At 64.9% G+C, this 25,091-nt stretch carries 17 protein-coding genes and 1 pseudogene; 9 read left to right on the forward strand and 9 right to left on the reverse strand.

Annotated features, from left to right (window positions below; all coding sequences use genetic code 11):
* The first annotated feature begins 83 nt into the window (after positions 1 to 83).
* The 3 genes from C7I85_RS06510 to purH all read left to right on the forward strand — a co-directional run bounded on the left by C7I85_RS06510 (position 84) and on the right by purH (position 3,893).
* A complete protein-coding gene (locus C7I85_RS06510) occupies positions 84 to 1,787 on the forward strand; it encodes a heparinase II/III family protein (protein WP_106723164.1) in 1,704 nt (567 codons plus the stop codon).
* A 71-nt stretch (positions 1,788 to 1,858) separates the two neighbouring features.
* A complete protein-coding gene (locus C7I85_RS06515; RefSeq protein ID WP_106723165.1) occupies positions 1,859 to 2,188 on the forward strand; it encodes a GIY-YIG nuclease family protein in 330 nt (109 codons plus the stop codon).
* A gap of 88 nt (positions 2,189 to 2,276) precedes the next feature.
* The gene (gene purH, locus C7I85_RS06520) at positions 2,277 to 3,893 is read left to right on the forward strand and encodes a bifunctional phosphoribosylaminoimidazolecarboxamide formyltransferase/IMP cyclohydrolase (RefSeq protein ID WP_106723166.1); all 1,617 of its coding nucleotides are present in this window, start codon (positions 2,277 to 2,279) and stop codon (positions 3,891 to 3,893) included.
* 248 nt (positions 3,894 to 4,141) lie between these two features.
* Here the strand turns inward: purH and C7I85_RS06525 are convergent, their stop codons facing one another.
* The gene (locus C7I85_RS06525) at positions 4,142 to 5,521 is read right to left on the reverse strand and encodes an MFS transporter (protein WP_106723167.1); all 1,380 of its coding nucleotides are present in this window, start codon (positions 5,519 to 5,521) and stop codon (positions 4,142 to 4,144) included.
* Between the two features lie 188 nt (positions 5,522 to 5,709).
* Here C7I85_RS06525 and minC point away from each other — a divergent pair, with 188 nt between their 5' ends.
* From minC to C7I85_RS06545, 4 genes and pseudogenes are all read left to right on the forward strand, one after another.
* Positions 5,710 to 6,399: a septum site-determining protein MinC gene (gene minC / locus C7I85_RS06530; protein ID WP_106723168.1), complete on the forward strand. Its 690-nt coding sequence runs from the start codon at positions 5,710 to 5,712 to the stop codon at positions 6,397 to 6,399.
* A gap of 17 nt (positions 6,400 to 6,416) precedes the next feature.
* On the forward strand, positions 6,417 to 7,232 hold the full coding sequence (minD, locus tag C7I85_RS06535) for a septum site-determining protein MinD (protein WP_106723169.1): 816 nt from the start codon (positions 6,417 to 6,419) through the stop codon (positions 7,230 to 7,232).
* Positions 7,229 to 7,498, forward strand: a complete 270-nt coding sequence (gene minE / locus C7I85_RS06540) for a cell division topological specificity factor MinE (RefSeq protein ID WP_106723170.1) — start codon at positions 7,229 to 7,231, stop codon at positions 7,496 to 7,498. The genes minD and minE overlap by 4 nt, the downstream gene beginning before the upstream one ends.
* A 294-nt stretch (positions 7,499 to 7,792) precedes the next feature.
* A pseudogene (locus tag C7I85_RS06545) lies at positions 7,793 to 8,260 on the forward strand (VOC family protein); the annotation flags it as partial.
* A gap of 100 nt (positions 8,261 to 8,360) precedes the next feature.
* Here C7I85_RS06545 and C7I85_RS06550 read toward each other — a convergent pair.
* The 5 genes from C7I85_RS06550 to C7I85_RS06570 all read right to left on the reverse strand — a co-directional run bounded on the left by C7I85_RS06550 (position 8,361) and on the right by C7I85_RS06570 (position 20,858).
* Positions 8,361 to 9,734: a DUF2778 domain-containing protein gene (locus C7I85_RS06550; protein WP_245444836.1), complete on the reverse strand. Its 1,374-nt coding sequence runs from the start codon at positions 9,732 to 9,734 to the stop codon at positions 8,361 to 8,363.
* 735 nt (positions 9,735 to 10,469) lie between these two features.
* On the reverse strand, positions 10,470 to 15,257 hold the full coding sequence (locus C7I85_RS06555; protein ID WP_106723172.1) for an NAD-glutamate dehydrogenase: 4,788 nt from the start codon (positions 15,255 to 15,257) through the stop codon (positions 10,470 to 10,472).
* 220 nt (positions 15,258 to 15,477) lie between these two features.
* Complete coding sequence (locus C7I85_RS06560) at positions 15,478 to 16,089, reverse strand: LysE family translocator (RefSeq protein ID WP_106723173.1); 612 nt, start codon at positions 16,087 to 16,089, stop codon at positions 15,478 to 15,480.
* A 710-nt stretch (positions 16,090 to 16,799) separates the two neighbouring features.
* Positions 16,800 to 18,629: a translational GTPase TypA gene (typA, locus tag C7I85_RS06565; RefSeq protein WP_106723174.1), complete on the reverse strand. Its 1,830-nt coding sequence runs from the start codon at positions 18,627 to 18,629 to the stop codon at positions 16,800 to 16,802.
* A gap of 174 nt (positions 18,630 to 18,803) precedes the next feature.
* The gene (locus C7I85_RS06570) at positions 18,804 to 20,858 is read right to left on the reverse strand and encodes a M3 family metallopeptidase (protein ID WP_106723175.1); all 2,055 of its coding nucleotides are present in this window, start codon (positions 20,856 to 20,858) and stop codon (positions 18,804 to 18,806) included.
* Positions 20,859 to 21,014: 156 nt separating this feature from the next.
* On the opposite strand from C7I85_RS06570, the gene C7I85_RS06575 reads away from it, so the two are divergent.
* Together C7I85_RS06575 and C7I85_RS06580 are read left to right on the forward strand one after the other, a co-directional pair.
* On the forward strand, positions 21,015 to 21,491 hold the full coding sequence (locus tag C7I85_RS06575) for a MarR family winged helix-turn-helix transcriptional regulator (protein ID WP_106723176.1): 477 nt from the start codon (positions 21,015 to 21,017) through the stop codon (positions 21,489 to 21,491).
* Complete coding sequence (locus C7I85_RS06580; RefSeq protein ID WP_106723177.1) at positions 21,488 to 22,720, forward strand: multidrug effflux MFS transporter; 1,233 nt, start codon at positions 21,488 to 21,490, stop codon at positions 22,718 to 22,720. The genes C7I85_RS06575 and C7I85_RS06580 overlap by 4 nt, the downstream gene beginning before the upstream one ends.
* 3 nt (positions 22,721 to 22,723) lie before the next feature.
* On the opposite strand, the gene C7I85_RS06585 is transcribed toward C7I85_RS06580, so the two are convergent.
* The 3 genes from C7I85_RS06585 to pdxY all read right to left on the reverse strand — a co-directional run bounded on the left by C7I85_RS06585 (position 22,724) and on the right by pdxY (position 25,090).
* Positions 22,724 to 23,368: a carbonic anhydrase gene (locus tag C7I85_RS06585; protein ID WP_106723178.1), complete on the reverse strand. Its 645-nt coding sequence runs from the start codon at positions 23,366 to 23,368 to the stop codon at positions 22,724 to 22,726.
* 61 nt (positions 23,369 to 23,429) lie between these two features.
* Positions 23,430 to 24,206, reverse strand: a complete 777-nt coding sequence (locus C7I85_RS06590) for a DUF429 domain-containing protein (protein WP_106723179.1) — start codon at positions 24,204 to 24,206, stop codon at positions 23,430 to 23,432.
* Complete coding sequence (pdxY, locus tag C7I85_RS06595; RefSeq protein ID WP_106723180.1) at positions 24,203 to 25,090, reverse strand: pyridoxal kinase PdxY; 888 nt, start codon at positions 25,088 to 25,090, stop codon at positions 24,203 to 24,205. Before pdxY ends, C7I85_RS06590 begins: the two co-directional genes overlap by 4 nt.
* Position 25,091: the final 1 nt, after the last annotated feature.

Consider the following 25,091-nt stretch of genomic DNA (forward strand, 5'->3'; position numbering starts at 1 on the left):
CCAGTCGACTAATTTCACCTTCGCAGATAACTTTGAATCGTATACTTCTAATTATTTGCGGACTTTCATTCTGGAGGGACTACTTGTCGATTGCTGCAGGCAACACGACAGGCCTTTGGGCGCTGGTCGCAATGGAGCTCTGGCGCAAGACGCGCCGGCGGCTGCGCGCCGGCCCGGTCTATCGCTGGCGCTTTACCGGCCGCACGCCCGAGCGCGTACTGATCGCGCCGCCTGACCTGCGCCTCGCCGACCAGCAGATCGCCCTCGAAATCTATTACGGCCGCTATCCCTTCGCCGGTCATCTGGTCGAGACCGGCGGCAAGTCGCCCTTCCAGATCGCGGATGCAAATCGCCGCTGGCAGCGCTCGCTTCATGGCTTCCGCTGGCTGCGCCACATGCGCGCCGCCGGCACCGAGCTTGCTGCCGCCAATGCCCGCGCCCTCGTCGGCGACTGGATCGCCACCCATGGCAGCCGCATCAACGGCGTGGCCTGGGAGCCGGCGATTACCGCCCGCCGCATCATTGCCTGGCTGCAGCACTCGTCCGTCGTGCTGCAGGGCGCCGAGTTCCCCTTCTATCGCGGCTACCTGAAGTCGCTGGCGATCCAGATCCGCTACCTGCGCTCGATGGCGCGCGAAATGCCCGATGGCGAGGAAAAGCTGCGGGCGCGCATCGCGCTTGCCTTTGCCGCGCTCTCGCTGCCCGCGCCGGCCTCGGCGCTGCGCAGTGCCACGCGTAACCTCAGCGAGGAGCTCGACCGCCAGATCCTGCCCGACGGCGGCCACATCTCGCGCAACCCGATCGCCGTGCTGGAGCTTTTGGCCGACCTTCTGCCGATGCGCCAGACCTATGCCAACCAGGCCGAGTCGCCGCCCGAGGCGCTGATCGGCGCTGTGGAGCGCATGCTGCCGGCGCTGCGCTTCTTCCGCCACCAGGACGGCTCCATCGCCCGCTTCAACGGCATGGGCGTCACCATTCCCGACCGCATCGCCTCCGTAATGCGCCATGACGACACCGTCGGCGCGCCGCTGCTGCATGCGCCCCATTCGGGCTACCAGCGTTTGTGCATGGGCGGCACAACGGTCATCGCTGACACCGGCGCGCCGCCGCCGAGCCAGGCCTCTTACAAGGCGCATGCCGGCTGCCTGTCCTTCGAGATGTCGGCCGGCCGGCAGCACTTCGTCGTCAATGCCGGAGTCGACGCCTATGGCGCGGAAGAGTTCCGGCCGCTGTCGCGCGCCACCGCCGCCCATTCGACCGCAGCCCTCAACGACACCTCGTCTGCCCGCTTCAGCCATTCGCCGCGCGTCAACGACCTGCTCGGCTCGCCGCTGATCGCGGGCCCCAAGAACGTGTCCAGCCGGCGCACCGATACGCACGGCATGCAGGGCTTCGTCGCCAGCCATGACAGCTACGTGCCGCGCTTCGGCATCTACCACGAGCGCGAGATGGCGTTGTCCGGCGAGGGCGCGGTGCTCAGCGGCGCCGACCGCTTCTTCCGCAATGGCGGCGCCCGCGCGCCCGACGACGGCCGCGACCACGTCACCATCCGCTTCCACCTGCACCCGGATGTCGAGCTGTTTCAAGCCGACAAGGGCCGGCTGGTGCTGGCGGCACCGAATGCCGACCGCTGGGTTTTTTCCTGCCGCGAGGTGGCGCCGCAGGTGGAGGAGTCGATCTTCTTCGCCGGCCTCGGCGGCCCGCGCCGCAGCCGCCAGATCGTGCTTGCCTTCAAGGCCTCGCACCTGCCCGAGGTGCACTGGCAATTGACCAAGGCAAGCAGCTGAGATCCGCTCGCGGCCGCAAAATTGACAATGCAGCGCGGCAGCGTCTAGAGCCGTCTTGAAAGGGCTCTCTCATGGACAACAGCGACAAGAAGGCCGCGATTGCGGCCTACAAGAACCGCGAGGCGAACGCCGGCGTATATGCGCTGCGTTGCGCCCAATCCGGCCAGCAATGGGTCGGCTATACGCCGGATTTCGACGCGATCATGAATCGTGTTACCTTTTCGCTCCGTCTTGGAAACCATGTTTCACGGACCCTCCAGGCCGCGTGGAACCAGCATGGCCAGGACTGCCTCGTTCTTGAGCAAGTCGAACGGTTCGATCCGAAGATGATCCCCACCGGCGAGGCGCTGAAGGCAAGGCTCGCTCACTGGCAACAGAAGCTGGACGCCTTGCCACTCTGACGGTTAAGCGGGGCGTCGGCGCTTGATTTCCGGCCCTCATGTGGTAGGGCCGGGCCTTGCTCACCCAGCCGCAGAAAGGCCCGCTCCCATGGCCGTCGCCTCCAAGAAAATCCCCGCCCCAGACCTGGTTCCCGTTCGCCGCGCGCTGTTGTCGGTTTCCGACAAGACCGGCCTGATCGACTTCGCCGCCGCCCTTGCCAAGGCAGGCGTCGAGCTGGTCTCCACCGGCGGCACCGCCAAGGCCATCGCCGCCGCCGACATCGCCGTGCGTGACGTCTCCGAACTCACCGGCTTCCCCGAGATCATGGACGGCCGCGTGAAGACGCTGCACCCGTCGGTGCACGGCGCGCTGCTTGGCGTGCGGGACGACCCCGAACATGCCGAGGCCATGCTGGCCCACAACATCCAGCCCATCGACCTCGTGGTGGTGAACCTCTACCCGTTCGAGGAAGTCCGCCAGTCTGGTGCGGACTACGCCTCGATCGTGGAAAACATCGACATCGGCGGCCCGGCCATGGTGCGCGCCTCGGCCAAGAACCACGCCTATGTCACCATCGTCACCGACCCGGAAGACTATGCCGCCGTCCTGAACGCACTCGAGCTGAACACCGGCAGCCTCTCCTACGAGTTCCGCCAGAAGCTGGCAGCCAAGGCATTCGCCCGCACCGCAGCCTATGACGCGGCGATCTCGGGCTGGTTTGCCGATGCGCTGGCAATCGAGCACCCCACCTGGCGCGCCTTCGGCGGCAAGCTCGAAAACGTCATGCGCTATGGCGAGAACCCGCACCAGCAGGCCGGCTTCTACGTCAACGGCGAGAAGCGTCCCGGCGTTGCCACGGCAAAGCAGTTGCAGGGCAAGCAGCTCTCCTACAACAACATCAACGACACCGACGCCGCCTTCGAGCTGGTCGGCGAGTTCGACCCGGCCCGCTCGGCCGCGGTCGCCATCATCAAGCACGCCAATCCCTGCGGCGTCGGCGAGGGCGCGAACCTGAAGGACGCCTATCTCAAGGCGCTCGCCTGCGACCCTGTCTCCGCCTTCGGCGGCATCGTCGCCGTGAACCGGCTGCTCGACGCGGAAGCGGCGGAAGAAATCGTAAAAACCTTCACCGAGGTCATCATCGCGCCCGAGGCCAGCGAGGAAGCGCAGGCCATCATCGCCGCCAAGAAGAACCTGCGCCTTCTGGTGACCGGCGGCCTGCCCGACCCGCGCGCGCCCGGTATGGCGGTCAAGTCTGTGGCCGGCGGCCTGCTCGTCCAGTCGCGCGACAATGCGGTGGTCGACGATTTCGAGCTGAGGGTGGTGACCAAGCGCGCGCCGACCGAGCGCGAGATGGAAGACCTGCGCTTTGCCTTCCGCGTCGCGAAGCATGTGAAGTCCAACGCCATCGTCTATGTGAAGGACGGCGCCACCGTCGGCATCGGCGCCGGCCAGATGAGCCGCGTCGACTCTTCGCGAATCGCCGCCCGCAAGGCGCTGGATGCGACCGAAGCCGCCGGCATAGCCGAGCCGCTGACCAAGGGCTCAGTGGTGGCGTCCGACGCCTTCTTCCCCTTCGCCGACGGCCTTCTGTCGGCCATCGAGGCGGGCGCCACGGCTGTCATCCAGCCGGGCGGCTCGATGCGCGACGACGAGGTGATCGCCGCCGCCGACGCTCACGGCATCGCCATGGTGTTCACCGGCATCCGGCATTTCAGGCACTGAGGTCGTACCCTCCCGCTAGAGGGCGCCGGCGCCCACCTCCCCCTTGAGGGGAGGTCGCATCCGAGCATAGCGAGGGATGCGGGTGGGGTCGTCGCGGCAGTGCGCGGCATGAACCGCCCCCTCCCGGCCCTTCGGAACCTGCCCTCCGCCATGGCTCCGGGCGTTCGTCATTCGAAAAGCCAAATCGTTGGCTTTTCGTGCCCTTCGGCCACCACTCCTCACCCCCACTCAAGGGGGAAGGATATCCCTCACTTCGCCCGATCCGCCGGATAGGGCGTCGGCAACAGCAGCGCCATGCCCACTACCAGGAACACGATGATCACCGTCATGCCCAGCCGCGGCGAGCCGGTCACTGCCGTGATCGTGGCGTAGAGGAACGGCGCCAAAAAGCTGGTGGCGCGGCCGGCCAGCGCATAGATGCCGAAATAGCGCCCGGCCTCGGCGGGCGTCACGCTGCGCGCCAGATAGGAGCGCGACGAGGCCTGCACCGGCCCGAAGGCCACGCCGATCAGCAAGCCGTAGAGGATGTAGGCCTTTTCCGCGGGCGTGGCGAAGAAGCCGCCGGTATCGGCGCCATCGAGCTGCAGCGCGCCGAACAGCGTGTAGCCCGGCCCGGTGGACAGGATGCCAAGCGTCGCCACGATCAGCAGGGTCAGCGCGATCATCACCACCTTCTTGGAACCGAGCGACGTGTCGAGACGGCTCGCCGCGAGACAGCCGAAGATCGCCACCACATTGAGGATGATGCCAAACAGGCCGATCTCGGTGATCGACCAGCCGAACATCGCCGCCGCGAACACGCCGCCCAGCGCCAACAGCGCGTTGACGCCGTCCTGATAGATCATGCGGGCAATCAGGAAGCGGAGGATGCCGCTGCGCCGGCGCACTTCGCCGAGCGTCGACTTGAGCTCCGAGAGGCCGTCGCGCACCGCGGGTCCAAGCGCCTTGCCCTTGGCGCTGTCGGGCGTGAACAGGAACATCGGCAGGATGAATACGAGGTACCACAGCGCCGAAAGCGGCCCGGTGGCGCGCGCATCCTCGCCGAGCTTCGGATCGAGGCCGAACAGCGGCTCGGTGCCGATCAGCGTCAAGCCTGTCTCCGGCGAGCCGGCCAGCAACAGGATCACGAACAGCAGCGCGATCATGCCTCCGACATAGCCGAGCCCCCAGGCGATGTTGGAGATGCTGCCGATCTCGGCCTTTGGCACCAGGCGCGGCATCATGGAATCGTTGAAGACGATGGAGAATTCCGCCGCCACCGAGGCGAGCGAGAAGAACAGGATCGTCGGCACAAGCGGCGAGCCGGGCGCCGCATACCAGAGCATGCAGAGGCTGAAAATCTTGATCACAGCGAAGAAGGCGATCCACGGCTTGCGCTGGCCGGTGTGGTCGGCGATCGAACCGAGCACCGGCGAGAGGATAGCGATGACGAAGCCGGCCGCGGCGATGCCATAGCCCCAGGCCGCCTGCCCCACCGCCGGGTCGGTCGCCATGCGCGAGACGACATAGGGGCCGAAGATGAAGGTGGTGACCACGGTGAAGAAGGGCTGCGCCGCCCAGTCGAAGAACATCCAGCCCAAGATGCCGGCGCGCGACGCCCTCGTGCTCTCCATGCTTGCCTCGGCCATGTCCCCTCCTGTCCGCTTTGTCCTGCTTGCGGTTCGCGCCATGTCTGCATGTTTTTGGGGGCGGCGCAAAGGGGGAGATCTGCGGACGCTCGGCCACACTGGGGAAGAAATGCAATTTACGTTCCGTTTACCATGGCCTACACCGCAGCCCGGTTGGTAGGACTATCTGTGAACTGAGTCGCCCCCCAATGCAGAATAAGTCCATACGCTTTCGCGCCCGATCATTCGTCGCCTTCGCGCTCGTGCCAGAAGCGCCGCTGGAAGAGTGGCTGCAGGACCTCGACCGCTGGGTCGAGAACTCGCCTGGCTTCTTCGCGGGCCGCCCCGTCGTGCTCGACCTCAAGGCGCTGAAGCCCGAGCCGGCCGAGATCGCCGGTCTGGTTTCGCAGCTCGCCGAGCGCGGGATAAGGGTCTACGCACTCGAATCGAAGGACATCGACGCCCTCGGCCCAGAGCTGCCCCCGCTTCTCAAGGGCGCCAAGGAAACGACGATCGAGGAAGCGGCCGAAGAGGAAGCCTCGCCGGCCCATGCCGAAGAGACGAGGCAATCGAACACGCTGATCATCGAATCGCCGATCCGCTCGGGCCAATCGATCAATCACCCGGATGGTGACGTGATCATCCTCGGCTCGGCGAGCTCGGGTTCCGAGATCCTCGCCGGCGGGTCCATCCACGTCTACGGAACCTTGCGCGGGCGCGCCTTTGCCGGCGCATGGGGAGATCGCACCGCGCGCATCTTCTGCCGCAAGAACGAGGCGGAGCTTCTGGCGATCGACGGCTGGTATCGCACTGCGGAGGACATGGAGCCTTCCACGCGCGGCAGGCCGATACAGGCCTACCTCGACGAAGGCGTAATTCTGGTCGCGCCCCTCAAATGACAATTGGAGACAAGAACATGGGCAAGGTAGTGGTCGTCACATCTGGCAAGGGCGGCGTCGGCAAGACGACCTCGACTGCCGCCCTCGGAGCCGTTCTAGCCCAGACCGGCAAGAAGGTGGTGCTCATCGACTTCGACGTCGGCCTGCGCAACCTCGACCTGGTCATGGGGGCAGAGCGGCGCGTGGTGTTCGACCTCGTCAACGTCACCCAAGGCGTGGCCAAGCTTTCGCAGGCGCTGATCCGCGACAAGCGCGTGGAGACGCTGTTCCTGCTGCCCGCGTCGCAGACGCGCGACAAGGACGCCCTGACCGAAGAAGGCGTGGCCAGCGTCGTCGGGATACTGCGCGAAAAATTCGACTACGTTCTATGCGACAGCCCGGCCGGCATCGAGCGCGGTGCCCAGCTTGCCATGCGCTTTGCCGACGAGGCGGTCATCGTCACCAATCCGGAGGTGAGCTCGGTCCGCGATTCGGACCGCATCATCGGCCTGCTCGATTCCAAGACCTTGAAGGCAGAGCAGGGCGAGAGCGTCACCAAGCATGTCCTCGTTACCCGCTATGATCCGGCCAGGGCCGCGCGCGGCGAGATGCTGAGCATCGACGACGTCCTGGAAATCCTCTCCACGCCGCTGCTCGGCATCATCCCCGAGAGCCAGGGCGTATTGCGCGCCTCCAATGTCGGCTCGCCGGTGACGCTGAACGAACCCACCAACGCTGCCGCCCGCGCCTATGCGGACGCCGCCAAACGCCTGCAGGGCGAAGACGTGCCGATGGTCCTGCCGGTCGAAAAGAAAGGTCTCCTTAACCGTCTTCTGGGAAGGAGAGTGGCATGAGCCTATTAGACATCTTCAAACGTCGCGCCAGTGCGCCTGTGGCCCGCGAACGCCTGCAGGTCCTGCTGGCCTATGAGCGCAACAACCGCAACCAGCCAGATCTCGTCGCCATACTGCGCGAGGAGATCATGGCCGTGATCGCCAAGCACGTCCAGGTCAGCCAGGACGACGTCAAGATCACCATGGAACGCGGCAAGACAACGTCGACGCTGGAGATCGACATTCATATTCCCAACGGGGGAGCAGCCGCCTCGCCCGCGTTCTGACGGGGCCGTGGCGGTTCAAGTCCCGTTTTTCCACTAACGCGGAACTTGAACTGCCTTCGCCGGACCAAAGACACGGAGCCCTGTCCGCTCGCGATGAACTGCGGCGTCGATTCCGGGGCGAGCCCGTTCCTCCACATTGACCCGCCGCTTGCGCATGCTATCGTTGCCGGGCATGGGCTCGACTTCACGATCCGCCGACATCTTCTGACAGCCCATCCATCAGCGTCGTTTCACTGCATCAATTCCTGACCTGCGGCACGTTTCCGAACTGGCCGGTTGCGTATTCGGAAAACCCGAATGGGATTTGAGGGATGGAAGGCGCTCAAGACTGGGGCCCGATCCGTGACAGATCAATGCCAAGATGCCCTGCCTCGCCCCGTCCTGAGCTCGACTTCGGCGCAGTTGTTCGTCGCCGACATCGGGGCCTCGTGTGATTTTTTCGCCGCCAAACTCGGCTTCACGGTCGACTTTGTGTATGGGGACCCGCCATTCTATGGACAGGTGATCCGCGACAAGGCGCGACTCGGCTTAAGAATGGTGTGCGAGCCGGTGTTCGTTGGCGATATACGAAAGCGCGAACACTTGCTTTCCGCCTCGATCACCGTCGACACCGCAGACGAGATCAAGCAGCTCTTCCTGAGTTTTCAGGCTAAGGGGGTACCCTTCCATCAAGCCCTTAGGAAAGAACCTTGGGGCGCTAGAAACTTCATTGTTCTAGATCCAGATGGAAATCTCATCTTGTTTGCTGGCCCAGCCGACTGAGCTGTCGCCACTTAATCCCGATCCCAAAGGACAATGCCGGTCTGCCCGGCATGGTCTTGGTCCGCAACGGGTCGTCGCCGACCGGATTAAGCAGTACCCCTCAAGCGCTCTTGCCGTTCGAAGCGAGGCGCATGGTTTCCTGGCCGCCGTTCGGCACAACGATGATCTGCTTGACCTTGCCCTGCTTGAACGCCGCGAGGAAACGCTTGTAGTCCTTGAAGGCGACGCAACCGTGCGACTGCGCCTGGCGGCCGCGCAGCAGGTAGCTGTGGGTGAGGAAGCCGTCGCGACCGTACTTGTTCTTGCCGTCGGCGGGCAGCATGCGGATCGCCTCGACGCCATGGAAGCGCGCTTCACGCATCTTGAGGTTATAGGTGTGCGGCGGCGTCGGTCCGTTCATCTTGACGTTCACATAGCGCGGGTCGTCGGCCATCTTGCCGACGCCGGAATGCGCCTCGAGCACGCTGCCGTCGGGCATGTAGACCTTGGCGGCACTGATATCGTAGACGGCCACGCCATGTCCGGGCTTGGTGGTGCCGCCGAACATGTTGCGCAGCCTCTGGCCGATGCCACCGCCGGTCGACCTGTCCTCCGGATAGTCCGGACGCGCATAGGCAAGCTGCTGCTGCTTCTTCGGCGCATCGGCTTCATCGGCCTTCTTGGCGTCGTCGCTCTTCGGAGCTGCTGCCTGCTCTTCGGGCTGCCGAGCGACCGGCTTCTCCGCCTCAGCGGCTTTCTTGGGGGCCTGGTCGCCCTGGGGCCGAAGCTGCGGCAGCGGGGCGTCGGACGGCGTGTCTTCAAAGCCGGGTAAGCCAGCTGCGGCATCGTCCATGTCGAGTTCCTGCTTCTGCGAAGCGAGGTCTTCGGTCGACGGCGCGGCCAGCAGGGCCGACAGCGCGGCGCCGGCTGCGCCGCCCGGGTTGGGATCGGCATAGGCGAGCACGTGCTGCGACTGGTTGGCCGGGGCGGCCGCCAGCGACGCGACCCGTTCCTTCGTGGGCGCGCCGGCCTTTGCGACAACCGGGCCATGCGACTTGCTGGAACCGGAGCCGGAACTGGTGAACAGGCCGGCAAGTTTTTCGGGCGTCAGCGCGGCCTTTTTCACGACTTCGTCGAAGCGTGCTCCGGCGCCGCCTGCATCGGCGGTTCCCAGAATATCGGAATAAAGGGCGGAATCCGTTTCGGCGGAGGCCAGCTTCGCGGCCACGTAGGCACGCGCTGCCGCGGCGGGCAGTCTAGGCGCCTTGCCGATCTTGGCCTGGTCATCGGAGAGCCGCGCCTGCATGCTCTTGGCCGAGTAGAACTGCGGCTTGGGCAGGAAGGGGCTCGAGCCGAGGGCAACGGAGCTGCTGCCTACCGCCACCATGCCGGTCACCGACCACAGGGTCATGCCGGCAAAAGCGGTTCCAAAGCAGGTAATCAGCAGCGGGCGCACGAGACGGCGCAAGGACTGTGTACGAATGGTTTTACTCACTAACGCGTATCCAAACCGGCATCCCCGCAAAGGGCTCAAGGTCGGCGTGCGACCTCAAATGCGAGACTTTCGGCTTGTCCCCATCTTGAACGAGTGATGGAGAAAGGATGGACAATTATGGTTAAATTTTGCTTTCGATCCGACATGGAAAGTCACATGCCGGCGCCAAAACTTGAATTTCGCGCTCTGAAATCTTGGATATAGGACGGCAGATCAAAGACTTAGCGATAGCTAGGCAAAACTGCTTCCAAAGCGCTTTGGATGAGCATTTTTAGCAGAAGCAGCACCGACCGGATGCCCGCCAGAGACACGGAATTGTTGCAGATAAAACGAGGAAGCTCGCATGGCTTGCAAAAATAGTGAGGGCGACGGCCGGGCCTCAAGGGCGGCGATGAGCGCTAGGCCTTGGCCAGCCCAGTCGATCATCGGGCTCTATTCAAGGTCATCACGGCACGGATGAGCGCGCTGAAGGCGCCATCCATCTCGTCGCCCTCAAGTCGATGGCACGCCCGATTGATGACCGGATTTGAACAGACTGAGGAGCCCGAGCGAGGCGCCCTTGGCGAAAGTCAGCCTCACGACGCCTGCCAGGTTTCCCAGGTGCAGGTGCATTCCCGACCGCTCGACGTTCGCCTGATTGAAAAAAAGGAACGGCGGACATGGACGAGCATCTCGCCCATCCAGTCCGCCGTTCCTTCGTAAGCCGCTCAGGCGGGCTAAGACACGTTCAGTGTCTCATGCCCCCGTCAGATCGCTCATCAGCCCGGAAGCCACCGAAAGCCGCGACACGGTGATGTCGCCGCCCTCGGTCAGTCCCTGCAGCCGCTCGCGGATGCGCGTGACGCGCCCGCCGCCGGCTTCCAGCCATGCCGCAACCGGATCGGCCGCCTTGCCGAAGCCGGTCAGTGCCGCCACCGCAATGCCGCGCCGTGCGACATCGATGGTGTCGGTGGCGCGCGAAAGCGCCAGCTCGTCATAGTAGTCGGACGGCATGATGGTCCGGGCCGCATCCTCGATGCGCGCGATGCGGAAGACATCGCTGACCGCGAAGAAGGCCTTGGCCGCCGTTGCGATGTCGGACTTGGCGGCCTGTGCCACCAGCGAGATATCCGGGATCAGCTCGGCGACATCGGCCAGCGCCAGCCGCTCGGCCAGCCCTTCGGGCGCACCGGCGGCGACGAAGCCGTCGCGGCGGTCGGCCAGGCGTGCCTTGTTGAAGGCCGGCAGAAGCTCGGCCAGCTTAGGCTCCAGCGCCCGGCGGGCTTCGGAGAGTGCGGCGATCTCCTGGTCGATCGGGGCTTCGCCAGCGGCATTGCGCAGATACCAGTTGGTTGCGACGAAGATCAGCCGGCCGACCGACTGATAGAGGTCGATCTGAACCTGTCCGTCGATGCGGTTGTCGAGCGCGTCGATTTCACGATAGAGCGCCGGCAGTTCGAAGCCCGCCCGCACCGCCACGAAGGCGCGCACCACGTCAGCCGCGCTGCGGCCGGTGGCTTCCTGTAGGCGGTTGACGAAGGAAGGACCGCCGCGATTGACCACGTCGTTGGCCAGCACGCGCGCGATGATCTCGCGGCGCAGCCGGTGGCCCTTGATCTCGTCGGCATATTTCTTCGCCATCTTTTCGGGGAAGTACCCCATCAGATCGCGCTCGAAATGCGGATCGTCCAGGAGGTCGCTGCCGACGATGTCGGAGAACAGCACGATCTTCGCATAGGCAAGCAGCACGCCGAGCTCGGCCCGGGTGAGCGGCTCGCCGCGCGCCTCGCGTTCGGCCAGAGCTGCCGCCGAAGGTAGGAACTCGACCGCACGGTCGAGCAGCCCGCGCGTCTCCAGCGCGTTCATGAACCGGCCCTGGTGGGCGATGTCGGCCAGGCCGCGCTTTTGCTGCAAGGACAGCGCCAGCGGCTGCTGGTAGTTGTTCGACAGCACCAGCTCGGCCACCTCGTCCGTCATCTCGGCGAGCAGCTTGTTGCGGGCGGGCCGGGTCAGCGCACCCTTACGCATGGCCGACGCCAGCGCGATCTTGATGTTGACCTCGACGTCCGACGAATTCACGCCGGCCGAGTTGTCGATGGCGTCGGAGTTGCAGCGCCCGCCCAGCAGGCCGAACTCGATGCGCGCGCGCTGGGTGACGCCAAGGTTTGCGCCCTCGCCGATCACCTTGGCACGCGCTTCCGCGGCCGTGATGCGGATCGCGTCGTTGGCGCGGTCGCCGACTTCCTGGTTGGTTTCGCCGGTGCCGCGCAGATAGGTGCCGATGCCGCCGAACCAGAGCAGGTCGACATCCGCCTTGAGGATGGCCTTGATGACCTCGGTGGGCGAAGCGGTGGTCTTGGCAAGGCCGATGGCCTTGGCCGCCGCAGCCGGCAGCGTCACCGACTTCTGGTTGCGCGAGACGATGATGCCGCCCGCCGACAGTTTTGTCTGGTCATAGTCCTGCCAGCTGGAGCGCGGCAGCGCGAACAGCCTTTTGCGCTCGGCGAAGGAAGCCGCGGCATCCGGATCTGGATCGATGAAGATGTCGCGATGGTCGAAGGCAGCGATCAGCTTGGTCTGCTCGGAAAGCAGCATGCCGTTGCCGAACACGTCGCCCGACATGTCGCCTACGCCCACGGTCGTGAAGGGCGAGGTCTGGATGTCGCGGTTCATTTCGCGGAAGTGCCGCTTCACGGCCTCCCAGGCGCCGCGCGCGGTGATGCCCATCTTCTTGTGGTCGTAGCCGGCCGAGCCGCCGGAAGCGAAGGCGTCGTCCAGCCAGAAGCCATGCGCCTCGCTGATGGAGTTGGCGGTGTCGGAGAAGGTGGCCGTGCCCTTGTCGGCAGCAACGACGAAATAGGGATCGTCGCCGTCGCGGCGCGTCACGCCCGCCGGCGGCACGACATGATCGCCCTCGATGTTGTCGGTCACCGAAAGCATGCTGGAGATGAAGTTGATGTAGGCGGCCTTGCCGGCCTCGAACACCGCGTCACGGCTGCCGCCCACGGGCAGGCGCTTGGGATAGAAGCCGCCTTTGGCGCCCACCGGCACGATCACCGCGTTCTTCACCTGCTGCGCCTTCACCAGGCCCAGCACCTCGGTGCGGTAGTCCTGCGCACGATCCGACCAGCGCAAGCCCCCGCGCGCGACGGAGCCGAAGCGCAGATGCACGCCCTCGACCTCAGGCCCGTAGACGAAGATCTCGCGCCACGGCCTCGGCTCGGGCAGGCCTTCGATGGCCCGCGAGTCGAGCTTGATCGCCAGCGACTGGCCCTTCTCCTTCGTGTCGGCCACGAAATGATTGGTGCGAACCGAGGCCTCGATGAGGTTGAGGTAGCGCCGGATGATGGTGTCGTCGTCGATGTTCGGCACCTGCTCCAGCGCATCCTTGATCGACGCCTTGAGGTGCATCGCCGTCACCTCGCCGTCCTTCACGGCCGGGTCGAAGCGGGCGACGAACAGCTCGAACAGCGCGCGCGCGATCTGCGGATAGCGGTTCAGCGCAGCCGCGATGAAATCCTGGCTCTGCGGAATGCCGGCCTGCTGCAGATAGCGGCCATAGGCGCGCAGGATGCCGATTGCAGAGGACGTCAGCGCGGCGGTCTGCGCCAGCGCATTATAGCCGTCATTGTCGGCATCGCCACGCCACACCGACAGGAACACCTCGTCGAACAGCGCACCGTCGTCGGAAAGGTCGATCGGCTTGTTGAAGCCGTTCTCCAGCTCCATGTCGTGGATGAAGATCGAGCCTGCCGCTCCGTCACGCACTTCGAAGGTGCGCTCGCTGATGACGCGGAAGCCCGCGTTTTCCAGGATCGGCACGCGCCGCGACAGCGCCACCGGCGCGCCGTGGTGATAGATCTTCAGCGAAGCCTGCTCGGCCGTCTGGCCGTGATCGCGGTAGAAATCGATGGCGATCGGGTTCTCGGCACTGATCGTTGCGAGCTGGCCGGCATCGACCAGTGCCTGCTCGGGCGTGAAGCTGTTGCGATAGCTGTCGGGGAAGCGGCCGGCGATCTTGGCAAGGCCGACATCGGCGCCGGATGCCGCTTCGGCTTCCGCCAGCGCGTCCTCCCAGGTCCGCACGATGTCGCGGATGGCCGCCTCGATCGTGGCCTGCTCGACCTCGGGCGTCTTACCTCCCGAACGGCCGATGATGAAGTGAATGCGGGTCAGCCCGCCTTCGGGGAAGGCCGGGTAGTAGGCCGACAGCCGCCCCTCGAACACGGTCTTCAGATAGGTGCCGATCTTCTCGCGCACGTCCGAATCGTAACGGTCGCGCGGCACGAAGACGAGCACCGAGACGAAGCGGTCGAACTGGTCGACGCGCACCAGCGCGCGCACGCGCGGCCGCTCGATCAGGCCAAGGATGGCCTCGGCGTTCTTGCTCAGCGTCGGGATCGAGGTCTGGAACAGCTCGTCGCGCGGATAGCCTTCCAGCACGTTGATCAGCGCCTTGCCGGAATGGTCGGCGCGGTCGAAGCCGGAAGCGTCGAGCACGGTCTGCGCCTTGGAGCGCAGATAGGGGATCTTCATCACCGAGCGCGTGTAGGCGGTGGAGGTGAACAGGCCCACGATGCGCAGCTCGCCGGCCAGCCGCCCCTTCTCGTCATAGGTCTTGACGCCGATGTAGTCGAGATAGGCGCGCCGGTGCACCACCGACTTGCCGTTCGCCTTGGTGACGATCAGCGGCTCGGGCCCGTGCAGGAAGGCACGGATTTCGGGCGTGGTGATGTTGTCGCCGTCGGCGTCGCGCCGCAGCACCAGCACGTCGGAGCTGGCGAGGATGCCGAGGCCGGGCTTGCCGGCGCGGTCGAGCGTTCCGGTCTTCTCGCCGCCGGTGTAGTGGAACTCGCGCATGCCGAGGAAAGTGAAATTGTCGTCGCGCAGCCATTCGAGGAAGGCGATAGCCTCGGCCACCGCATCCTTCTCCAGCGGAATCTCGCCATAGCGGAATTGCGAGATCGCCTGGTCGAGCCGGGCCAGCATCGGCTTCCAGTCGGCAACGGCCAAATGCACTTGCGCCAGTACGTTGCGCAGCCGCTCCTCGAGGCCGGCTGCCTGCTCGTCGCTCAGCGCACGGATATGCACGTGCACGACGCTCAGCCGATCGGCGCCGCGCTCGTCTTCCTTGTGCGGGCCGCTTTCGCCCAGCACTTCCTCGACCCCGTCCTTGCCATGGCGCACCAGCACCACCGGGTGGGTGACCAGCGAGGCCTCGCCGACGCTGTCGTTGATCTCGCCGAGGATCGAATCGAACAGGAAGGGCATGTTGTCATTGACGACGGTGACCGCCGTCAGCTGGCGCCCGTCGAGCTTGATCTCCGGATCGCGGTCGATGGCGATCACGGTCTCGCCCTTATGGTGGCCGGCGACGGCGCGTTCGGCCAGTTCCGCCGACCGCTTCAGAACGGATGCGTCATAGGCGGCGACGTCCTCGGACGGCGCCCGCGCCAGTAGATAGTCGGCAAGCCTGCCCGGCCGTTCGACGGCCTTTGCTGTCGGAGATGACTTATTGGTGGCGGTGGTGGCTTTGGTTGCCATGGTGCTGAAACTCTCCCCAACCCATGCAGTGGCTACGACTATCGTAGCAGATGACGCCTCTTTAGCGACACGCTGTTCGCGGGCAAGCGATAATTGCTTTGCTGCGGCGTAGCTTGTCGCTAATTCATTACTACGACCCGAAGATGACGCCTTCCAAGCGACGGAATTGCGGCATCACATTCAGGCGAAATGCCATATCCCCAGGCTGCTTGCCGAAGGCCTAACGCGCGGCGATTGCCGCGGCGGCGCCGGCCATGGTGGTGGCGCTCAGGCGGTTGGCAATACGCATGGCGTGCGGGCTCCGGAGCAGTCGCCGCGCCTGAGCGGCGGCAATCACCCAGGCGATATCGATGGCGATCAGCACGATCGCCATTGTCGCCGTGAGTTCCATCCAGCCGATCACGCTGACGCTTGCAAGGTCGATGATGGTAGGCAGAAGCGCCAGGTAGAACATCATGATCTTCGGATTGCCGAGCGTCACGGCCATACCGGCGAAGAAGAGCTTTGCGGGGGAATCGGCCCGCGGCATCTCCTCGGCACCGGTCGCCACCGGCGCGGTCCACATCTTCCAGGCCAGGAAGGCGAGATAGGCAACGCCCAGCCACTTCACGATCACGAAGGCAAGATGGAATGTCTGCGCCACGAAGGCCAGGCCGAAAACGGCAAGCGTCAACCAGATCGCCTCGCCGATCCACATGGCGGCGAGGAATGGCAGGACATCCCGGAACCCCTTTGTGATTACGCGGGCCACCAGAGCGGCGATGCTCGGCCCGGGCGATCCCGCCGCGACCAGCAGTGCACCGGCAAAGATGAGAAGCGAGGTTAGCTCCATGCCCGATCTCCCGAACCGCAGTTGCCTCAAGACATTAGGCCCATCGCCGGCCGATGCAATGGGCGCGGGCGCGTAGTCATCGGGCGGGCAGCGCGTCCACCGCCGGGAAATGTGGATGGATTTGGCGGAGTTCGGCGGACCGAGTGCCGCAAACCATTGAAATTGTTGTCTCCGGGAGAAAATCTCAGCTTCTTTTCTCCCCCACCTTTTCACCTCCCGCATAATCACCCGCATCGGCCTCACCGGGAACACGGGTCATGAACCGGATGAACGTGGAGGGCGACGATGTCCGGGCTGGTGGCGCTAACGGTGGCGCTGCTGGGTGATGAACCCCCAAGTCCGGGCCCAGGGTGTGGCTGGCCGCGCGAATGCGGAGGCGAACAAACCCAGGCAAGCGCATCGAACGGGCGGTCGAAGGACCGCAAGATTTACCTAAACGAGCGCGTCCGACGACCGCCCGTCTTCCCAGGTTCTTTGAAATGGCCAGACGGTGAAAACCGGGCGTGGCAATGAATAGGTGCGTTCTTCGAGGCTCGCCCTCCGGGCGAGCACCTCAGCATGAGGAAGCTTGGCGCGGCGATAGCCCTCATGGTGAGGGTGAGGAATGGTGCGCGGAGCGCACGAAAAGCCAACGATTTGGCTTTTCGAATGACGAACGCCCGGAGCCATCCCCAAATGAAAAGGGCGGGGAATTCCCCGCCCTTAAAGACTTACGCAGCGCCGAGCGTCGTCTTGGCCTTTTCGAACCGCTTGCGATCGTTCGGGTCGAGATGAAGCTTGCGCAGGCGGATCGACTTCGGCGTCACCTCGACCAGCTCGTCGTCCTGGATCCAGGACAGCGCGCGCTCCAGCGTCATGCGGATCGGCGGGGTCAGCTTCACCGCCTCGTCCTTGCCGGCGGCGCGGATGTTGGTGAGCTTCTTGCCCTTGAGCACATTCACCTCGAGGTCGTTATCGCGGGAGTGAATGCCGATGATCATGCCCTGGTAGACCTTCACGCCGGCGTCGATGACCATCGGGCCGCGGTCTTCCAGGTTGAACAGCGCATAGGCCACCGCTTCGCCCTGGTCGTTGGAGATCAGAACGCCGTTGATGCGGCCCGGCAGCTCGCCCTTGTAGGGCTGGTAGGCGTGGAACAGGCGGTTCATCACCGCCGTGCCGCGCGTGTCGGTGAGCAGCTCGGACTGGTAGCCGATGAGGCCGCGCGTCGGCGCATGGAACACGAGGCGCTGACGGTTGCCGCCCGAGGGGCGCAGCTCGGTCATGTCGGCCTTGCGCTCCGACATCTTCTGCACGACGACGCCGGCATGTTCCTCGTCCACGTCGATGACGACTTCTTCGATCGGCTCGAGCAGCTGGCCGTTCTCGTCCTTCTGCATGACGACGCGCGGACGCGACACGGCAAGTTCAAAGCCTTCGCGGCGCATGGTCTCGATGAGAACCGCAAGCTGCAGTTCGCCGCGGCCGGAAACGTAGAAGGAATCCTTGTCGGCCGATTCCTCGATCTTCAGCGCAACGTTGCCCTCGGCCTCCTTGAGCAGGCGGTCGCGGATGACGCGGCTGGTGACCTTGTCGCCTTCGGTGCCGGCGAGCGGCGAGTCGTTGACCAGGAAGGACATGGTGACGGTGGGCGGATCGATCGGCTGGGCGGCCATGGCTGCCGAGACGCTCGGGTCGCAGAAGGTGTCGGCGACGGTGCCCTTGGAAAGGCCGGCAATGGCGACGATGTCACCCGCCTGCGCTTCCTCGATGGGCTGGCGATCGATGCCGCGGAAGGCGAGGATCTTGGAGACGCGGCCATTTTCCAGCAGCGTGCCGTCATGGTGCAGAACCTTGACCGGCTGGTTGGGCTTCAGCGTGCCGGCCTCGATGCGGCCGGTGATGATGCGGCCGAGGAACGGATTGGCTTCCAGGATGGTGCCGATCATGCGGAACGGGCCTTCGGCGACCTTGGGCTCCGGCACATGGTCGAGCACCAGATCGAACAGCGGCGCCAGGGCCTGGTCCTTCGGGCCTTCCGGGTTAGCGGCCATCCAGCCGTCGCGGCCCGAGCCGTAGAGGATCGGGAAGTCGAGCTGTTCGTCGGTGGCGTCGAGGGCTGCGAAGAGGTCGAACACCTCGTTGATGACTTCCTGGTGACGGGCGTCCGGACGGTCGATCTTGTTGATCGCAACGATGGGCTTGAGGCCGACCTTGAGCGCCTTGCCGACCACGAACTTGGTCTGCGGCATCGGGCCCTCGGCGGCGTCGACCAGCACGATGGCGCCGTCGACCATGTTGAGGATGCGCTCGACCTCACCGCCGAAGTCGGCGTGGCCGGGGGTATCGACGATATTGATGCGGGTGTCTTTCCATTCGACCGAAGTGGCCTTGGCCAGAATGGTGATGCCGCGTTCCTTTTCGATATCGCCCGAGTCCATCACGCGTTCTGCCACGCGCTGGTTCTCGCGCACGGAGCCGGATTGCTTCAGGAGCGCATCGACCAGGGTCGTCTTGCCATGGTCGACGTGCGCGATGATCGCGATATTACGGAGTTTCATATGGGTTCCGAGGAGGTTTGGCAGGACCAGCCGTCGGCACGCCCCGCGTTTGACTTGCGCGCGCTCTTACATGGTTTTTCGCAAATGCGAAAGGGGCACGGGCAAAACGGCCCGCAGAAACGGGCCGCCGACCGTCAAAGAATATCGTCAGGGCAAATGGAGTCGGCGGAGCCCTCAGACCAGCCCGCGCTTTTCCATCATCGCGTCCGGCGTCGGCATCTTGCCCCGGAAATGCGTGTAGAGCTCTTCCGGGTCGGCCGAACCGCCCGCCGAATAGATGTATTTGCGCAGCCGCTCGGCCATGGCCGGGTCGAAGGCATTGCCGGTTTCCTCGAAGGCGGAGAATGCGTCGGCATCGAGCACCTCCGACCACATGTAGGAGTAATAGCCGGCCGAATAGCCCTCGCCCGAGAACACGTGCTGGAAATGCGGCGTGCGGTGGCGCATGGCAATCGTGTCGGGCATGTTGAGCGCCTTGAGCGTCTCCGCCTCGAAGGCGAGCGGCTCCTTCGGAGCATCAGCGCGTGCGTGATAGGCCATGTCGACCAGCGCGGATGCGGCGAACTCGACCGTGGCAAAGCCCGCGCCAAAGGTCTTGGCCGCCAGCATCTTGTCGAGCAGCTCCTTGGGCATCGGCTCGCCGGTCTTGAAGTGCAGCGCATGCTTTTCCAGCACCTGCGGCACAGTCAGCCAGTGCTCGTAAAGCTGCGAGGGCAGTTCGACGAAGTCACGCGACACGGAAGTGCCCGAGACCGACGGCCAGGTGACATTGGTCAGCATGCCGTGCAGCGCATGGCCGAACTCGTGGAACAGCGTCTTGGCCTCGTCGAGCGAAAGCAGAGCGGGCTCGCCCTCCGCCGGCTTCGCAAAGTTCATGATGTTGTAGATGATCGGGCTGGAGCCCTTGCCCAGCTTGTAGCCGGATTGCAGCGAGCTCATCCACGCGCCCGAACGCTTAGAGGCCCGCGCGAAATAATCGGCCAGGAACAGGGCGCGGTGGCTGCCGTCGGCGTTCTTCACTTCGAAGACCCGCACATCAGGATGCCAGGCCGGTATGCCCTTTTTCTCGACGAAGCTGACGCCGAACAGCCGGTTGGCGACGTCGAAGCAAGCATCGATGACGCGCTCGAGCTGGAGATACGGCTTCAGCTCCGCCTCATCGAAGGCATATTTTTCGGCGCGCAGCTTTTCCTGATAGTAGCGCCAGTCCCAGGCAGCGAGCTTGTCGTTGGAGCCGGAGGCGGCGGCGATGCGCTGCAGCTCGGCCTCGTCGGCTGTCGCCTTCTCGCGTGCCTTGTCCCAGACGGGTTCCAGAAGCGCCATCACGGCGGACGGCGTCTTGGCCATGGTGTCATCGAGCTTCAGCGCCGCATAGCTTTCGTAGCCGAGCAGCTTTGCCTTTTCGGCGCGCAGCGCCAATGTCTTGCGAACGATCTCCGCGTTGTCGGTGGCGCCGCCATTCTCGCCGCGCATGATGAAGGCCCTGTAGGCCTTTTCGCGCAGGTCGCGGCGCTCGGAGAAGGTTGTAAAGGGCTCGTAGATCGAGCGCGACAGCGTCACCGCATAGCGCCCCTTCTGGCCGCGCGACTCGGCTGCCTGGGCCATAGCGCTCTTCACGAATTCCGGCAGGCCGGCGAGGTCGTCCTCGTCAAGGAACATCGCCCAGTCCGCCTCGTCGGCCAGCACATTCTGCCCGAAATGCGCGCCGAGACCGGCAAGCTCTTCGTTGATCGACGCCAGCCGCTTCTTGCCTTCCTCGTCGAGCCTCGCGCCGGCGCGAACAAAGCCCTTCCAGGTCTTTTCCAGAACCCGCAGCGTCTCGGCATCGAGGCCGAGCGTGTCGCGGCGCTGGTAGAGATCGTCTATGCGGGCAAAGAGTTTTGCGTTCATCGAGATCGCCGAATAGTGCCGCGCCATCTTCGGCGAGATATCGCGCTCCAGCGCCTGGATGGTCTTGTTGGTGTGGGCCCCTGCCCGGCACCAGAAGATCGCCGAGACACGGTCCAGCGCATCGCCCGAAAGCTCCAGCGCGGCAAGCGTGTTTTCGATCTTCGGCTTTTCAGGGTTTTCGGCGATCGCCTTGATCTCGGCGTCATGCGCCTTGAGCGCCACCTCGAAAACCGGAGCGAAATCGCCATCGCCGATGCGCGAAAAGTCCGGCAGGCCGAGCGGCCCGCTCCACAGCGTCAGCGGATTGCTTTTCAGGTCGACGGCGGTTTCGGAAGACATCGGCAGCTCTCTCTCATGGCGAATGGTCTGGCGGGTCGGATGCCGTTGCAAACAGGCAACCTCGACCGATGTAAGGCGGCGACCTGCCCGGTGCAACTCTTGACGCCGCCAAGACCATTTCCTAAGGACACCTGATAATAAGGGAGTCTTACTATTATGCCCTACAAGGTGAACCCGGACAGCTTTGGCTTCCTCGTCACCGACGTGTCGCGGCTGATTCGTGCCGAGATGGATCGGCGCATCGGCGAAGCCGGGCTTGGCCTGACGGCCGCCGAAGGCCGCACGCTCTCGCATGCCGCCCGCGCCGGCGTGGTGCGCCAGAACGTGCTGGCCGAGCGCATGGGCGTCGAGGCGATGACACTGAGCGCGACGCTCGATCGTCTCGAGGCACAAGGGCTGATCGAGCGGCAGCCCGACCCCACCGACCGCCGCGCCAAGCTCGTGCACATCACCGGGAAGGCGGACGAAATTCTGGAGCGCATGGCGCCCATAAGTGCCGCGCTGCGCGCCGACGCCTCACTCGGCATGGCCCCGGACGACTGGGACCGCCTGCTCGACCTTCTCAAGACCGTGCGCGCCACGCTGTCGGCCGCGAAATCCGAACTGGCCGCCAAGGAAAGCACGCCTGAATGAACATGCAGTCCACCCTCGCGCCGGCTCCGGTCATGAGCGAGCGCCGCGTTGCGCTGATCGGCGGCCTGATGGCTGCCATCGGCCCCATTTCCATGGCGCTGTTCACGCCCGCAATGCCCCAGATCGTGCATGCCTTCGGCACGACGCCCGCGGCGGTGAAGATGACCTTGTCGCTCTATTTCGGCGGCTTCGCCTTCGCCCAGCTCGTCTGCGGCCCGCTGTCGGACGCGTTCGGCAGGCGGCCGGTGACGATCGCCTTCATGGCCATTTATCTGGCCGGCAGCATCTTCGCGCTGCTTTCACCGACCATCGAGCTGCTGATCGCGGCGCGCTTCCTGCAGGGCGCGGGTGCTGCGGTAGGCGTTGCCGTATCGCGCGCTTTGGTGCGCGATCTCTTCACCCATGAGCGCTCGGCGCGCATCATGAACCTCATCGGCATCATCCTTGCCATCGGCCCCGCCGTCTCGCCCACGCTCGGCGGTTTCACCATGCAGCTTTTCGGCTGGCACGCCATCTTCCTGCTGATGGTGGGCATGGGCGGCCTGATCGTGCTAGTGGCCCTGTTCGTCATGCGCGAAACAGTGCTGCGCGATCCGTCGCGCCTGCAGCCGCGCGCGCTGCTGCGCAGCTACGGCACGATCCTTTCCACCCCCTATTTCACGCTGGCGAGCCTTGCGATCGCCGGTTCCGCCGGCGCGATCTATGCGCAGGCAAGCGTGTTGCCCTTCATCCTGATGGAACGCGTCGGGCTGACGCCGCCCCAATTCGGCGCGGCGATGCTGATTCAGTCCCTGAGTTATCTCGGCGGCGCGGTGGCAGTGCGTACCGTCATCGGCCGCTTCGGCGCTTTCCGACTGGTTCCCGCTGGCCTGATTTGCATCGGCATCGCGAGCCTGGCGCTGGCGCTGGGGTTGCGGGTCCTCGAGCCGAGCTTCCTGGGCGTGATGCTGCCGGTCGGCGTCTATGCCTTCGGCATCGCCTTCGTCATGCCGGCGATGAGCACGGCAGCGATGGCTCCCTTCCCCAAGAATGCCGGGGCCGCCTCGGCCATGATGGGCTTTTTCCAGATGGGGGCAGGCCTGCTCGGCGGCGCATGCGCAGCGCTTATCGGCGATCCCGTCACCGCCATGGCGACAATCATCCCGACGATGGGTCTGATCGCCATCACGTCATGGGTGATCTGGCGTCGCCTGCCCGAACCGGCGATCCTGGTGACGCGGCACAGTTAGGAATCAAAGGGCCTCGGGGCGCTCGAAGTCGCCCGTTTCCTTGTTCATGACCCAGAGTTCGCCGGTCGAGATGTCGAACCAGGCGCCGTAGAGGGTCAACCGCCCCTTGTCCTCGAGGATTTTCACGCAAGGGAACGTCCTGAGATTGGCGAGGGAGTAGCGGATCGAGATGCGCTCGAGCGAGGTCTGGCGCTCCACGGGCGTCATCATCGTGTTGTTGACCACGGCCTCGGTGGCGGGCGACAGAAGACTCATCCAGCGGCCGATGAAATCGCCCGGCGACAGCGGCGCGGCCTCGGTGTCGAGGGCTGCCTTGATGCCGCCGCAGCGGCCATGGCCCATGACGACGATGTTCTTGACCTTGAGCGCCTGCACCGCGAATTCGAGCGCGGCCGAAGTCGCATGAAACTCGCCGTCAGGCGCATAGGGCGGCACGAGGTTGGCAACGTTGCGCACCACGAACAGCTCGCCCGGTCCGGAATCGAAGATGGTTTCGGGCGCGGCGCGCGAATCGCAGCAGGCGATGACGAGCGTTTCCGGCGACTGCCCCTCGCGCGCCAGCTGTTTGTAGCGATCGGTCTGGGCCTGGAATTGGCCACTCATGAAGTTGCGATAACCGTCGAGCAGCTTTTCGGGCAGATGGGTCATGACCCATCGCAATAAGGCCAAAGCCGCCTTCGATCAACGAAATTGCAAAAGGCCGCTGCGGTCACGCCCAAATTGCGACTGGCAAGCCGTGCGCATCGGTGCCCGGAGGATCGGGAAAACACACAGCCTCGCCGCGCGAAAAACGCTCCGCGACCAGCATGACGGCCGCCGCATCGAGAAAGTCATCCTCCGCCGCACCGCGTGGCGGCGCGCAGTCTAGGAAGCTGCGCGGCAAGCCACGATCAGCCAGAAGCGCCTTGCGCTCGGCCATGCCGGCCGGATTGACGCGCCCCTTGATCTTCTTGGGCAAGACCATCGCGCGACGGCCGTTCAGCGCCCAGAACGCAACTTCGGGATGAGACTCCATGATGCGACTGCGCAGTTCCTCTCGCTCTCGCAGCAATCCGTCCAATTCGCGGATCTTGGAAAAGATGCCGAAGGCTTGAATCGAGATAGCGCGCGGCGGATTGGAGGAGGCGCGCGCCACCTCGCTTGCCTTGCGATGCGCCTCATACCAGGCATCGAGCGTGGTGAACTCGGCCGTCTCGGCATAGAGCGCCGCGCGTGAGGGTATGGAAAAGACACTCGACTGCCGCTCGCCCAGCAGCGGGCGCACCAGCGCTTCCGGCCCGCGCCCGCCATGCCCCGAAAATTCCGGCAGGCCGATGGGCATGTCCACGGCAATCACTGCATCCGCCGGCAGGAAGGCGACCAGCTCGGCAAAGCTCGCGAAAACACCGGTCTGGGGCACTTCGCCGGGATGACGCCACACCGCGATCCATCCGGCTCTGCAGCCGTCGGCGCCGGCAACCGTGCGCGCGGCGTGCCGCTCTCTCACGCCCGCTTGTCTCGCCCCGGCCGCAACAGACGGCGCATGTGAACCATGGCCATGGGGTTCGACAGGCTTTGCGCGTCGGTCTCGAGCTGAAGCTCATCGCCACCGCGCTTGGAGGTGCGGGCAAGGATTTCGAACACCGCCGCCGTGGTGGATTGCAGCGCAGCCTCCATCGGCTGGCCCGAAAGCAGCCGCGCGAGGAACACCGCGCCGGTGAGATCGCCCAGCCCGTTGGGCGGGCGCTCGACTGTTCGGTGTTCGGCCAGGAAGGCGGCTGTCGGCGTCACCAGCAGGTTGGCGGTGCTGCCGGCCATCATCGCCGGGGCTGACGTGATAAGCATGTTGGGCGGACCGGCGCGCATGGCTGCCTCCATCACCGCGCGCTGGTCGTCGAGCCCTTTCTGGCCGACGATCCATTCCAGCTCATAGCGGTTGGGGGTGGCGATATCGGCCAGCGGCAGCAGCGTGTCGCGTAGCGCCACCGCAAGCTCTTCGGGGACGTAAAGCCCGCCGAGATCGCCCATCACCGGATCGCAGACATAGAGCGCGTCGGGGTTCTTCGCCCGCACCGCCTTCACCAGTGAAGCAACGGCGGCCGCCTGGCTGGCGTTGCCCAGATAGCCCGACAGCACGCCGGCGACTTCGCCCAGCCAGGGCGCATTTTCGAGATCCTTCATCAGGGCCGAAAACTGCTCCTGATCCGGCACGATGCGCGTGGCGCGGCCATGGCCGGGATGCCAGGGCAGGATGACGGTCGGCACCGCCCACACGGGATAGCCGAGCGTTTCCAGTGCAAACACCGCAGCGCGATTGCCCACCGAGCCACGCGCGACATGGCTGGAGATGACGATGACCGCACGCGGCGAGTCAGGATTTTCGGAAGTCATG

Source organism: Pseudaminobacter soli (ex Li et al. 2025), from assembly GCF_003012705.1.
In the GTDB taxonomy this organism is placed as follows: domain Bacteria; phylum Pseudomonadota; class Alphaproteobacteria; order Rhizobiales; family Rhizobiaceae; genus Pseudaminobacter; species Pseudaminobacter soli.